This window comes from Streptococcus pluranimalium (genome assembly GCF_047785705.1).
Lineage (GTDB): Bacteria > Bacillota > Bacilli > Lactobacillales > Streptococcaceae > Streptococcus > Streptococcus pluranimalium_A.
In genome coordinates, this window is record NZ_JBLOJV010000020.1 from 1 (window position 1) to 12,995 (window position 12,995).

The 12,995-nt window shown below is 45.4% G+C and carries 13 protein-coding genes and 3 pseudogenes; 1 reads left to right on the forward strand and 15 read right to left on the reverse strand.

Annotated elements, in window-relative coordinates; translation table 11 throughout:
* Nucleotides 1–488: 488 nt before the first annotated feature.
* From ACMZ6Z_RS06005 to mobV, 9 genes and pseudogenes are all read right to left on the reverse strand, one after another.
* Nucleotides 489–854: pseudogene (locus tag ACMZ6Z_RS06005) on the reverse strand (peptidylprolyl isomerase); the annotation flags it as partial.
* Nucleotides 855–949: 95 nt separating this feature from the next.
* Nucleotides 950–1,240 (reverse strand): DUF5966 family protein, encoded by a 291-nt coding sequence (locus ACMZ6Z_RS06010; RefSeq protein WP_024408865.1) that lies wholly within the window; start codon nucleotides 1,238–1,240, stop codon nucleotides 950–952.
* Nucleotides 1,241–1,253: 13 nt separating this feature from the next.
* On the reverse strand, nucleotides 1,254–1,553 hold the full coding sequence (locus ACMZ6Z_RS06015; protein WP_024408864.1) for a DUF5962 family protein: 300 nt from the start codon (nucleotides 1,551–1,553) through the stop codon (nucleotides 1,254–1,256).
* A gap of 70 nt (nucleotides 1,554–1,623) precedes the next feature.
* Nucleotides 1,624–2,583: pseudogene (locus ACMZ6Z_RS06020) on the reverse strand (hypothetical protein); the annotation flags it as partial.
* A complete protein-coding gene (locus ACMZ6Z_RS06025; protein WP_000907413.1) occupies nucleotides 2,550–4,433 on the reverse strand; it encodes a recombinase family protein in 1,884 nt (627 codons plus the stop codon). The gene ACMZ6Z_RS06025 and the pseudogene ACMZ6Z_RS06020, both read right to left, overlap by 34 nt.
* 53 nt (nucleotides 4,434–4,486) lie before the next feature.
* Complete coding sequence (locus tag ACMZ6Z_RS06030; RefSeq protein ID WP_000503424.1) at nucleotides 4,487–4,678, reverse strand: hypothetical protein; 192 nt, start codon at nucleotides 4,676–4,678, stop codon at nucleotides 4,487–4,489.
* 70 nt (nucleotides 4,679–4,748) lie between these two features.
* Nucleotides 4,749–4,979 carry a YdbC family protein gene (locus ACMZ6Z_RS06035; protein ID WP_000659121.1) on the reverse strand — a complete coding sequence of 77 codons (231 nt, stop codon included), beginning with the start codon at nucleotides 4,977–4,979 and terminating at the stop codon, nucleotides 4,749–4,751.
* 76 nt (nucleotides 4,980–5,055) lie between these two features.
* Nucleotides 5,056–5,910: pseudogene (locus ACMZ6Z_RS06040) on the reverse strand (ParB/RepB/Spo0J family partition protein).
* Between the two features lie 7 nt (nucleotides 5,911–5,917).
* The gene (mobV, locus tag ACMZ6Z_RS06045; protein WP_001145977.1) at nucleotides 5,918–6,883 is read right to left on the reverse strand and encodes a MobV family relaxase; all 966 of its coding nucleotides are present in this window, start codon (nucleotides 6,881–6,883) and stop codon (nucleotides 5,918–5,920) included.
* A 38-nt stretch (nucleotides 6,884–6,921) separates the two neighbouring features.
* Here mobV and ACMZ6Z_RS06050 point away from each other — a divergent pair, with 38 nt between their 5' ends.
* Complete coding sequence (locus ACMZ6Z_RS06050; RefSeq protein ID WP_177190712.1) at nucleotides 6,922–7,182, forward strand: hypothetical protein; 261 nt, start codon at nucleotides 6,922–6,924, stop codon at nucleotides 7,180–7,182.
* A 219-nt stretch (nucleotides 7,183–7,401) separates the two neighbouring features.
* Here the strand turns inward: ACMZ6Z_RS06050 and ACMZ6Z_RS06055 are convergent, their stop codons facing one another.
* The 6 genes from ACMZ6Z_RS06055 to tet(O) form a co-directional block, all read right to left on the reverse strand.
* Nucleotides 7,402–8,433 (reverse strand): AAA family ATPase, encoded by a 1,032-nt coding sequence (locus ACMZ6Z_RS06055; RefSeq protein ID WP_001170965.1) that lies wholly within the window; start codon nucleotides 8,431–8,433, stop codon nucleotides 7,402–7,404.
* A 153-nt stretch (nucleotides 8,434–8,586) separates the two neighbouring features.
* Nucleotides 8,587–9,060 carry a sigma factor-like helix-turn-helix DNA-binding protein gene (locus tag ACMZ6Z_RS06060; protein WP_000323521.1) on the reverse strand — a complete coding sequence of 158 codons (474 nt, stop codon included), beginning with the start codon at nucleotides 9,058–9,060 and terminating at the stop codon, nucleotides 8,587–8,589.
* 83 nt (nucleotides 9,061–9,143) lie between these two features.
* Complete coding sequence (locus tag ACMZ6Z_RS06065; protein ID WP_000323896.1) at nucleotides 9,144–9,569, reverse strand: sigma-70 family RNA polymerase sigma factor; 426 nt, start codon at nucleotides 9,567–9,569, stop codon at nucleotides 9,144–9,146.
* A 94-nt stretch (nucleotides 9,570–9,663) separates the two neighbouring features.
* On the reverse strand, nucleotides 9,664–10,173 hold the full coding sequence (locus ACMZ6Z_RS06070) for a sigma-70 family RNA polymerase sigma factor (protein ID WP_416131702.1): 510 nt from the start codon (nucleotides 10,171–10,173) through the stop codon (nucleotides 9,664–9,666).
* Between the two features lie 489 nt (nucleotides 10,174–10,662).
* Complete coding sequence (locus tag ACMZ6Z_RS06075; protein WP_011528024.1) at nucleotides 10,663–10,836, reverse strand: cysteine-rich KTR domain-containing protein; 174 nt, start codon at nucleotides 10,834–10,836, stop codon at nucleotides 10,663–10,665.
* A gap of 51 nt (nucleotides 10,837–10,887) precedes the next feature.
* Nucleotides 10,888–12,807, reverse strand: a complete 1,920-nt coding sequence (gene tet(O), locus ACMZ6Z_RS06080) for a tetracycline resistance ribosomal protection protein Tet(O) (RefSeq protein ID WP_000691759.1) — start codon at nucleotides 12,805–12,807, stop codon at nucleotides 10,888–10,890.
* Nucleotides 12,808–12,995 lie beyond the last annotated feature (188 nt).

The window sequence follows — 12,995 nt, forward strand, 5'->3', positions numbered from 1 at the left end:
ACTGGGTAGTCAACCTTAAGTGGAGACAATCTTCCAATTTCAACAGTCTCTCCAACTTCCAGCTCAAGGTAGGTTTTTCGGAACACCTCCGCAAGTTCCTCAAAGGCGTTCAATCTCGGCTGTATACTCACCATCTTATTTTCTCTTTTCCATTTTGGTATGTACATATTACCGTTGAAACTAAGATACGTCCAGCTATCTGTTGCGATATAAGCGATATTTTTGACGATTTTTTATCTATACTTTTCTCGATTTAGCAAAAAGAGAGGGGGGGATATCTATTCCCTCATACTCCTTTACCCATGTCCCCCCTTTGTGTCTACGGAAATAAATCCCTCTCAAATTCACCAATATCTCAACTACCTCAACTGAGGTAGTCACTCTGATACTTCCCCACCCCAAAGCAAAAATCCTTGTTTCCAAGGCTTTTAATAATACTTTCGTTCAACCGTTTCTAGGCTTTCACCAGCAAACCAACTACCTCGACGTGATTCGAATCGGTAGTCAAGCATATAATCTTTATAAACTTGATTGATCGCTTTATTCTGATTTGCTTCCTCTTCTGAAAATGCCGAATCCGTCATGTAGGGCTTGATACGAGCGTTATTTTCACCCAACTGGACCTTGGTGAAATATTGAGTGAGAAATTCTTTGACAAGCTCATCTGATAGGACTGTCGCTCTTTCCTCCTGCTTTTTCTTTGACACAAGTTTATTGGCTTCTGCTCGTATTTGGTTCTCTGTTTGTTTTGAAACGGATTGTGAGCCAATCGTGTAGCCAATCATGACCATAAAACTGACTGCGATTAAACCTCCGATTCCAATCAGAAATCGAGCCTTCACTTTATTTAACATGGCTTACTCCTTTATTAGTGATAGCCTCATCATATCAAGATTAGCTTGGAGATTTTATCACAAGAAAAAGGACTACCCATTGGTAATCCTCCGTGTTAAACTGTTCTATTTCTCCACCACTTCATAATAATGCTAAAAACAAGAAATAGATTCAAAGCAATAAAAAATCCTGTAAAACTCCAAACTCCATTAGTTGCTAAATCTTCTGTATAAAGGTATCTCTCAGTAAAGAAGAGGTAAACTCCATAGATTTCGATAAAGACTAATCCACTGATGAGTCCGATAAGAAACAAAGCACCTGAAACTTTCACAATCCGATAAAGGACAAACAACATCAGTCCTATTGCTACGATAATCAAAAGGCTTTGTAGAATTTGCTCCAACATCTTGCACCTCTTTCTAGGTTAATTGCTTGCGATAATAGTCAGCCTGTTCCTGGTCAAGTTCATCAAGTTGGGCAACCAAATCAAGGTATTCTGCCTTCGTCACCTCATCTAAGTTTGGAAAATCATACTCACGAGTTGTGATGATAAGTTCCAGCTGTCCAGTGATTTCACGCTTTGAAAAGCTATAATCAAGAGTTTCGTCTTCATACTGTTCCTTTAAGGTTTGGTAGGTTGCTCTATCTTCTGGACTCGTAAAGCCTTGTGCCAACCAATCTTCAAGTTGATAACGCATTTCTTCTAGTGTTTGGGTCATGATCTATTCTCCTTTTGTGATTTCTTGACTTCATTTTACCGCGTTCAAAATTATTTGTCAGCCTTTTTTCTTATATCTCAAGTGCTATTTGTTGCTTCTTTTGGAGTGTTGTATCTTCACTAAACTTGGCCAAAGCTGCATCTATCACTTCAATCTCTGCTTCTTTTTCAACCAAGGGAGCCAAAACATCATACTTAGCCTTTACAAGCTGATAGTCCTCTTCCTTTGGAAAGACTTTTTCAACTTCTACTTTGGCTACTCGTAGCTTATCCTTTAAATCCTTTACCAGCTCTTGCGTCTTTTCTTGGTCATCCATGATATGGTCAATGGCATTGCTAATCCGTTGAATGGTTCCCACGTCTGATTTCAAATCAAGTGCGACAGTATACTGGTTATCACCTACAATCATTAAAGAAATGGTTTCTGGTAAGGGCTCACTAGCACCTCGTGTAGTCATTTTCAAATCAAATCCTCTAAAGTTGGCCAGAGTCCGAACTTCCTTAGTTTCTGAGCGGTTATAGGTAATGAGTTTTCGCAGATAGTCCCCAGCTTCAGCACGATTATCCATTGCTTGATTGTCAAATCGCATGACAAAATCTTGCGCCTTTGTTGCCAAAGATTGGGCAATATCTTTATCGTATTGACTCAACCGTTTTTCCATAGTAGGGATGTGCTTCTCGCAATAGGAAACTGTGTGGCGGTATTCATCTTTTGAGCGATTAAAAGCTCGTTTTTGATTTTCTAAAACTGTCAGTTCATTTTCCAATTCCATTTTGAGTTTGAGATAGGGGTTTCCAGTGGCTAAAGCCTTAAAGTCAGAAGCTGTCATGGTTTGTTCATCAATGTCTTCTGCCGACCGCACAGGGTCTTTTGAGGTCATAATCTGAGTGATATATTTGAGCTTATTCTCCTGTGTCTGCCAGAGGTAATTGTCAAAGCTCCCTTTAGTGATATAGTGATAAATATCCACCTCCTGGTGCATATTCCCTTGTCGAATCAGTCGTCCATTTCGCTGGACAATATCAGTCGGTCATTTTTTGCGGACAGTTCAATACATGCCCTTCGGTTCCTCTCCCTACTCCTGCGTTTGCTCTCGTTTGATTTCTCCCTCTGTATCCTCTTAGCACAAGCGGGACAATACTTTGATATTCCAGAGCTGGGGACGTATTCAACACCGCACACCGTACAATTTTTAGGCTTTAACGCCGTCCACCGCTTTGTGGGTGTGATATGTAATTCACCGACAAAGCCGATGAATTTATAGTAAATCTTGATTTCCTGCCTTACTGTCCCGTCCGCAAGTTTCTCACGTTCCGAAACAAGTATCTTGTCTATGAGTGCGTTTATGATGGTTGCGTCCAACTCTTTCAGCCCCTGATAGTTGCGGATTAGGGATAGAAAGTCCCTCACGCCCTGCGATTTCTCATAGCTGTCATTGAGCGTTTCCGTTACCTCTTTCAGCCGTGCTTCAATTTCAAGCTGCTCTTTCTGGTATTTCCCCGACATCATCTCAAAATTCCGCTCCGTGATACGCTCCATTACCTTGTCCTCATAGAGAGAGGAAAACAGCCTGTCAAGCTCCGCAAGGCGTTTGTTCAGCTTCTTCTTTTCTTTCTCTAATGATTTCGCCCTGCTCTGGTCTGTTTCCGTGAGCCGCCTTTCTATGGCTCTGACCGCCTTTTCATCATTGACCGCCATATCCGCAAAGCGGTTGATGTCGGCAAGGACGGCATTGAATAAGTCCCTCGCTTCAATGCTGTGTGCGGTACACATAACATTGCCATATCTGCCATAATTATTGCAGGTGTATTGTACGCAGTCGATGATGTCGGGGCGTTTCCTCCTGTTGGCACTCGCCGCCCGCATCGCATAGCCGCAGTCCGCACACTTGATAACGCCCGAAAAGATATTCTCAAATCCCCCTGCGTTCTGCTCCCGCCTGCGGCTCGTCATAAGCTGCTGTACGGTGTCAAATTCCTCCTGCGTGACTATCCCCTCATGGGTGTCTGGTATCACTTCCCATTCTTCGGGCAGCTTAGAGGGGCGTTTCTTGCTTTTCATGTTGGCTGCAATCCGCTTGTAGCCTGCAAGGTTGCCCGCATATATCGGGCTTCTTAAAATGCCCCTCACGCTGTTCTCGCTCCAAATATAACGGTTTTCCTCGTTATCCTCAAAGTACCGCTCATAGCCTGTTGCCCCTTGCTCCACCGCATAAGCGGCAGGGCGTAGGATATGCTGTTTGTTGATGTGCTTGCGGATTTTGGCGATGCCGTTGCCCGCTAACGCAAGGTCGAATATCTCCCTTACCACATGGGCAACTTTGTCATCTATCAGCAGATGGTTGTGGTCGGCAGGGTCTTTGACATAGCCATAAGGGGCTGTTGTTCCCATGAATTTCCCCTGCTGAAACCTCGCACGGTACGCCGATTTTATCTTGACTGACACATCGGCAGAATACATTTCGTTTAGGATGTTGCGGAAAGGCGTGATGTCCATAGCGGATTTGTTTAAGGTGTCCACGCCGTCATTGACCGCTATATACCTCACGTTATGCTCTGGGAAAAAGACTTCCAGATATAACCCACAATCAAGATAGTTCCTCCCCAGACGGGATAAATCTTTTGTAATCACGCAGTTTATCAGCCCGTTTTCAATGTCCTTAATCATATTCTGGAAACTTGGTCTTTGGAAATTTGTTCCAGAGTAGCCATCGTCAACATACGTTTTTGCTAAATGCCATCCCTGCCTTTTCACATAATCCGTGAGGATGGATTTTTGTGTCGCAATGCTCGCACTCTCGTTATCCGTGCCATCGTCCTTTGATAAGCGGCAGTAAATGCCGACTTCATAAATCTTGTTCTCCGTTCTTATTCCTGCCATACTGTAAAACCTCCATATCTGTCCTAACGTTTTCATGTTCCATTGCGTACATTCTAAGCGGACAGCCCCTCATTGTCGAAGGTGTCGCCCTCGGCAATCTTCTTCCGAATATCCTCGGAGATAATCGGGACAAACGCTTCTGCAACGGTCTGTGTGCCGATATATTCTCGACTGATAATCATTTGTACTTGCCCTTTTGGCACAATACGCTTTCTTCTTCCAGTTGTTTTCCTATCCTCGCCCATACTTAAATCTTCCTTTCCAGACAGGGCAGGAGAACGTCTGGAAACGCCCCGCCCTGTCAATCAGATACCATCAATCCCCGCTGTTTACTTCTTTCTGTAATGCTTCAAGGAGTGCCGCTGCTTCATCAGCGTTCAACGTGATACCCTTTCCGCACTTCTCACGGTTCGGGGAAAAGCTGCGGATGTCATATTTCGGCTCTCTCCCGTTCCATGAAATAAGATTGATTTCCTTTGTGTAGCCGCTGTCACTCGCAGACAATACGGCGATTTCCTTTACAATCTCATACTGGATTTCTTTCATTCCTTACCTCATTCTCCTTAAAATTCTGTCTTTCTTCTGTTCCAAATTCCTGCATTTACTTCCCGAAAAAAGAAGGTTAGCGGCTGTCCCTGCTCCGTTTTCTCTGCAACTCACGTTCCAGAAGTCGGATGATGGTTTCCTCCATCTGCTTCGGCGTTGTGTCCTTCGGAAAGTATTTTTTCAGTTTGCTTGTGTTGATTTTCAAGGTTTCTTTCTGGTTTCCCTTTTCCTCCGTCATAATGGAAAATATCATATCCATGTCAAGCTGCCCGCTCTGGCTCATGCTTTTCATCCGCTGTGCCTGTGAGAGTGAGGGCGTTGCTTCTTCGCTCTCCATCGTGGCAAAGAGATTTTCCTGCTCGTCTTTCTTCAAAAAGGACAGTTCCACCGCAGGTGTGAGGGCGATTTTCCCCTCGTCCACCATCTGCAAAATCGGCGGTATCAGTTCCGTCAGGCGGATAAAACGCTGGACGGTCATCCTGCCCACGCCGAAGCCCTGTGCCACTTTGTCGTCCGTCCGCAACTTCGTCACAACTTGTGACGAGGTTAAGTCTGTGCGGAAACCCTGCCGCTTCATGGCTTCGGATTTCATCCTGTAGGCAAACGCCCGCTCCGATGGCAGGATATTTTCACGCTGTAAATTACTGTCTACAAGGGTGATGATGGCTCGGTCACGGTCTAAGGGCAGGACAAATGCAGGCACGGTATTTATACCTGCAAGTTCGGACGCACGGACACGCCGCTACCCCGCAATCACTTCATAACCGTTCCCGTCCTCTTTCGGGCGTGTGATTATCGGCGTGACAATGCCAAATTCCTTGATGCTTTCCGCTAACTCTGACAGCGTTTCATCCTCCACAACATGAAACGGATTGTCGGGAAACGGGTATAAATCTTTGGTCTTTAACACCTTAAAATCCTGTTTCTTCATTCACTTTTTACCTTTCTCTTGATTTGTTTCTGCCTGTTCTCTGTAATTCTTCCAACACTTCTGGCGGTATCTTTGAGAGCAGCCGCCCCATCTGCTCGTTGGTTCTCTGCAATTCAAATATCCTCTGGTTGGCTTTCTGCACCTTTAATTCCTGCTCGTACTTTTCATCACGCATACGCCCTGCATAGTCGGCTTCCTGCCCGATTTGCTCCTTTAAGCTGTCGATATACGCCTGCTGTCTGCCGATTTCCTTAGAGAATTTCTCCACTTCGGGCAGCCATGCGGCAACCAGTTCCAGAGCCTTGTCACGCTTTTTCCCTGCGTTAAAGGCGTTGATGTCGGACAGGGCAGACACGATTTCCCCATACTGCTTATCAAGCCTGCCGCCCAACTTATAGAGCCATGTGGGGACGTGTTTCCGCTTGGTTTCCATCGAAGATTGACCTCTCTCAAGCTGATTCCAACGTGAGGACATCCGCTCATGGTAGGCGGTCTGCCACTCCGACAGGCTCTTTTGATTGCCTAAAATTGTTTTGGCGGACAGCTTATTGTCTGGTGTAATCGGCACAAAGCAGAGGTGCATATGGGGCGTTCTCTCGTCCATGTGGACGACTGCGGAGAGGATATTCTGCTCCCCGACACGCTCCGAAATGAAATCCAGAGCCATCGTAAAATACGCTTTCTGTTCTTCGGGCGGTAACTGGTTCATAAATTCTGGTGAAGCCGTGATGAGCGTTTCCACCATCATCACGCTGTCTTTCCTTGTCCTGCACCCTGCTTCGGCTACCTTTCGGTTAATCTCTTTCTTATAGGTGTACTTTGGCGGTGCGACAAGATGATAGTTATTTTTAGAGCGTTCCATGTCGATATCTGGGTTGCTTTTGTAGGCTTCTTTCTTCCGCTCGTTGTGGCGTTCGCAAGCCGCAACGCCGCCCGCTTTGCGTTTCTGGAAACGCAGGATTGCATAGGGCATAATCCATCATCTTCCTTTCTTCGGCGGGTAACTGCCCTTTGGGTGACAGCGGTGACGGTGGTGACGGCAGTTTTGGGATGCCCCCTGCCGATTGCCGTAACTGTCACCCTTATCCCCTGCATGACGGTCATGACGATGGTGACGGTGTTTTTGGGATACTCCCTCGCAAGAGCTGTAACCGTCATGCCGCCGTTCTTTTATCCGAAGCCGCAAGGCGTAGGATAGCAGGGCGTAAGACCTGCCATAAGGGAGTCCAGAGGGAACGTCTGGCACACGGCTCTTTGCAGGGCAAAGTGTAGTGTGTTACACCCTGTAAACGCAGTCGGAAAAATCGGAGAGATTTTTCTGACCGCAGGGGTGATTTTACACGCCCGAAAAGGGCGGGTGAATCCCACGCCTGCATTTTGCGTTTGCGGGGTGTTCTCCCGTAGGGATGACAGCGGCAGGGTATCCTAAAATCACTGTCACTGCCGTCACCGCTGTCACCCGCAGGGCAGAGCCGCCAACTTTACATGGCTTTAAGCGTCAATGACAGTAACAGGGGGTATCCCAATATCGCTGTCACCGCCGTCACCGCTGTCACCCGCCCTCCTTGCAAGGGCAATCTGCCTGCCGTCTTTCCTGCGGCTGTACTGGTAGCAGATACGGTTCTCGCTTAAAAATGTGGTGTGATATTCATTCAGCCATTTCGTAATCACCGTGGGTATGGTTTCCGTTTCCCCCATAGCGGCTAACAGCTCCGTTGCCGTGCCTGCCCATTCTTCCTTATCCCTCATAAAATCCACCAACCGAAAAAGGACATCTGGTATCGTTTCTTTCGCAAGCTGCTCCTGCGTTTTCCTCTCCACAAGTTCCCAACTGCAATCACGGAAACGGAGCGTGTATTCCTGATAGGGCGTGTCCCTGCCCGTTACATACAGCTTGGCGGTGTCAGATGCCCGTTTCTCCTTTTCCAGAACAAAGGTAGCGTCCGCACTCCCCGTTAAGCCTGTCGTCCCAGACACCTTGTTGAACACATCGCTGTCATTCTGCTTTCGGATGTGGTGTACGACAATGACCGCCAGAGAGTGCCTGTCGGCAAAATCTTTGATTAGGGAGATGTCCCCATAGTCGCTTGCATAGGCGTTGTCTTTTGAAGCTGTACGGACTTTCTGCAAGGTATCAATGACAATGAGCCTGCTGTCTGGATAGTCTTTCAGATAATCCTCAAGCTGCACGATAAGACCGTCTGACAGCTTGCAGCTTGCCACGGCAAAATGAAGCCGCCCGCTCGCTTCGTCCGTCAAACGGAACAGCCTGTCCTGTATGCGGCAGAACGTGTCCTCAAGGCAGAGGTAAAGCACATCGCCCTCCATTGTCGTCATGTCCCATAAGGGGATTCCCTGCGACACGCATAAGCACAGCTTCAGCATGAGCCAGCTCTTGCCTATCTTCTGTGAGCCGCAGAACAGCGACAAGCCTGTGGGGATAAGGCTGTCCACCACAAAGGACGGCTTCTCAAGCGGCTCATAAAGGAGCGTTTCGGCGTTGACTGTCTGTAACTTCTGCATGGGTTTCCTCCTTTCGGGCAGTTATCTTGTTTTTGTTGCACATAGGCGTTGACCTCCTTAAAAATAGATTTACTCCCACGAAAAAAGTGAGAGTATGTAATACCGCCAATCCCACACAAATAAAAAACAGATTTCTTTTTCGGGCGGTGTCGGTCATGGTTGGAGATATTTCCTCATTTCCGCTTTTACTTTCTTCTTTGCAACAGCAACGGATTTCTGTATTGCAGAAGCGGTGCAATGCTCCATAGCGGCGATTTGGTAAAAATTGAACTCATACTCGTAGTAGAGCAGGAAACGTCGCCTTTGTATCTCTGGCAGTCTGTCAACCGCCTTACAGAGCAGTTCCGCCCGTTCTGCTTCAATCATTTGTTCCTCAATGCTCTTAGGCAGCTTTAACGCCCGCCTGTTCAGCGTTTCGTCCCATACTTCCGAAAACTCCCTGTGCCGCTCGTCCCATTGGAGAAGATTCCTGTTCCTGCGTTCCATCTGCCGAAATTCAAAGAATAACTGCTCGGATACTTCCAGTTCGTGGTGTTCCCCCTGCCCGTCCTTAAAACTGATAAAATACCTTATACCGCTTTCCGTGGATTCCTCCCGAAGCGTGTACGCCTTAGCTTTATATGCCATCCCGTTTTCCTCCTGCCAAAAATAAGCGGGGAGATTCCACTCCCCACCCAGTAGCCCGCAGAATAATGGGATGTATTAGACGCTTACAAAATTTTCCGAAGCTTCTTCCGCAGATGGTCTAACCTCGCATAGATGGCACCAGTCGTCAAATGCACAAGTGGGGCAATCTCCTTTGTGGAATACCCCTGCATTTTCAGCAGGACGATTTTCAAGGTACGCCCGTCCACCGTGACTAATACTTGATAGAGATTTTCGCTCTCAATCTCGTCCAGTAACTCCGCAACTGTATTCACCTCCGCTTGCCGCTCCCTGTCTGCCATGTCCTCAAGGTATTCCGCAACGTCATTCGTCCATCGGTAAAACCGCCTGTTGGAATTGAAGTCTGCCCTGTCCGCTATGCGTATCTGCTCAATGGTCACTTCATCAACGCCGCACTCACGCAGCAGCTTTTCCTCCGCTTCTTTCCAGATACGCCATTTCCTGTCCTCCCGTCCGTGGTTGTATGCCATTCTTTCTTCCTCCAATCAGAATTGATTGAGAGGGCAGAGAAAAGCCCCCTCATTTTCCCAAAGGAAAAAACAAGGGGGCTGAACGCCTTAAATTTTAATTTTCTATTATCTTTCTTAGTTTTCTTAGGATTCTGGCTTTGCGTTTGTTCACAACGCTCTGGGTTATGCCTAACCTCGCCCCGACTTCACGCTCGGAAAGTCCGTCAAAAAAGATTGCCTGTATCAACTCCTGCTCACTATCCGACAACAAAGGCAGGGCGGCTTTCAGCCTGTCCACCATAACAGCATTGACAACGGTTTCCGCAATGTCCGCCACTTCATCAGCGATAAAGTCCAGAGGATTCCCCTCGCTGTCCGTAAATCCGTCCAGAGATAGCAGGCTGTTCCTCGCATCTAATTTTTGCAGGTAACGCCACCGCTCCCTGTCACGGTAGAAGTCCGCATATTGCTCCCTTACGACTTCAAGCAGACAACCTTGGACGGGGATAAACAGCTTGTCCATATATCCCTTGTCGGCTTGCCTGCGGCGGCAGAAATCCGTATAGGACAGTTCCACATAGCCGCCGCTTTCTTTGATATATACTTTTCTTGGTGCGTATTTCACCGCTAATACCTCCAATCTGAATTTTTGAAATGTAAAAATCCAGATGGAGAGGCGGGGAGCGGCAACGCACACCAGAAACAGCCCTGCGGCACTTTCCAACAAAAAACGACAAAAGAAAAACCGCAAAGGCTCTGTGACCTTCACGGTTATGGGAAATACAAATTCTGTTGTATGGAGATTGTACTTCCACTTTCAAGGTGAGAAGTACCGCTGCACTGGCAGAAATTTTTTTAACTGGTTTCCTGCCATTCTCTGATATGCTATGTATTGATAAATTTTACTTCGTATGAGCAGATGAATAACCGCCCGAAAAAAGAACATAAAAAAATCCCTCCAAATTTAAAAACAAATTCAGAGGGTAATTTAGGGTATAACAAAATAACCCACCCGAATATCGTTTTTTTTATTTGGTGAGTTTGTTCTTTCAAATACGAAACAAAAAGAGCCGATGATTCGTGAATTGTTCCACAATTTCATCGGCTCTGCGTCTTAAGCGTCTGGCTCTTTGATGACAGTTATCTTCAAGTTGTCAACTTTAATCAAGCTTTCTTGTCTGCATTTTGGACAATAAAGGGGATAATTCTCCAAAACAGTGTCCTTCCTAATTTTATTACGGGTTTTGCTCCCACAAACAGGACACAATATCCATTCGCATTTCATCATAATTAGTCTCTAATCCTTTCAAATCTCATTTTATATGACTTTTGCAAGCTGTTAAGCTAACTTGTGGAACATATGCCGAACCTTATCTATACGGCTATTCGGGCGGCGGGGTTGGCAAATAAATTTACCAATAGCTGGCTGGTATCCTTTTAACTCTGTCAAGCAGACTCCCTGCCCATTTGTGAAATAAGTTAAATCGTTCCTGTATTCTTGAATACATCTGGCAGGGATTTCTCCTTTCAGAATGACCTCGTCATTCTTTACCTGAGTACTTACAATATCTGCACAATACCTTGGGGCATCATGATACGCCCGTGAGAGATATTCCTGCGGTGCATAAATTTCAAAGTGGAGATATGGCTCTAATAGTTCTGTCCCTGCTTTTTTTAAAGCCTGCTCCAATACGATAGGGGAAAGCAGCCGAAAGTCTGCGGGGGTACTTACAGGACTATAATACAATCCATATTCAAAACAGATTTTACAGTCTGTCACTTTCCATCCATACAGCCCCTGCTCGCAGCCATAAAGAACCCCCTCCATAACCGCATTTTGGAACGATTGGTTTAAATATCCAAGTGAAACTCTGCTTTCATACTGCACTCCGCTTCCAATAGGGAGCGGCTCTATGGACAACCCGACAGAAGCCCAGAAAGGATTTGGCGGGACTTCTATGTGGATGGTATATTCTGCTTTTCTAAGCGGTCTTTCCATATATATAACAGTAGGCTCTTTTATTTCTGCCTCCACATGGTATTTTTCCTCAAGGATGGCACAAATGACTTCCATCTGCACATTCCCCAAAAAAGAAAGTATAATCTCATGCGTTGTAGTATCCACATAATATTTTAAAAGAGGGTCGCCATCTGAAATTTCTGTAAGTGCCCCAAGCAATATTTCCCGCTGTTCAGATTTCTTTACTGCAATCGTTGTTTGGAGCATAGGGAGAGGATTTTCAATAAATTTTCTCTGCGGCAACAGCATTTCGTTCCCCAAAATACTGTTTAGCTGCAAAACATCATTTGGTAAAATTACAATATCACCAGAGCAGGCTGTATCGGATGAATATAATTCACCGTTTGTCGGAACACACATCTCTGTGATTTTTATTTTCTCTTTTTCAGATATTTTAATAACATCCCTCAAATGCAATGTTCCGCTATATATACGCACATAAACAAAACGCCGCCTTTTCTCTGAATATTCAATCTTAAAAACCTGCCCGCATAGTTCAGATTGACCTTCAGGCGTTGATGAATAAAACTTACTGGCAATCACTTCTATAAGCTGCCGAATCCCCAGATTGTTTTTAGCACTTCCGTGATAAACGGGAAATAACGTTCCGTTTTGGAATCTCCTGTTTTCTTCCTGTTCCAGTTCTGACATTTTAAACGGTTTCCCTGACATATATTTCTCTAATAGTTCATCGTTTCCCATAATTACCGCATCCCACTGTTCCATATCGTCATTGTCCGTTACATTTATATGGGGATGCTGCCCAACCTTTTGCTTCACTATAATTTCCGAAGAAAGCTTTGCTTTCATTTCTTGATATACCATTGGCAAATCAATCCCCTCTTGGTCAATTTTATTGATGAAAAAAATTGTCGGAATCTTCATTGTCTGTAGTGCATGAAACAGTATACGGGTCTGTGCCTGTATGCCATCCTTTGCAGAAACTAATAATACTGCTCCGTCTAATACGGATAAAGAACGGTATACTTCCGCCAAAAAATCCATATGGCCTGGCGTATCTATAATGTTGACTTTTACATCCTCCCACTGAAAAGATGTCACTGCTGTCTGGATAGTGATTCCCCTTTGACGCTCCAAATTCATTGTATCTGTCCTTGTTGTGCCTTTATCTACGCTCCCTGGTTCTGCAATTGCACCACTGGTATACAATAAACTCTCCGTTAATGTTGTCTTTCCTGCGTCAACGTGAGCCAGAATGCCTAAGTTAATTATTTTCATGTGATTTTCCTCCTATCAACACCCAAAAAAGGGCATAAAAATACCCAGTGATAAATACTCCTATCACTGGGTAAATAACTCCAATAGCCCCAAAACACTTATATGTTTTCGGGCATATAAAATTACATGATAAAAGTATTCTTAAACTGGGTACAAAAAACTAAGCCCCATATTAAAAGTGAAACGGG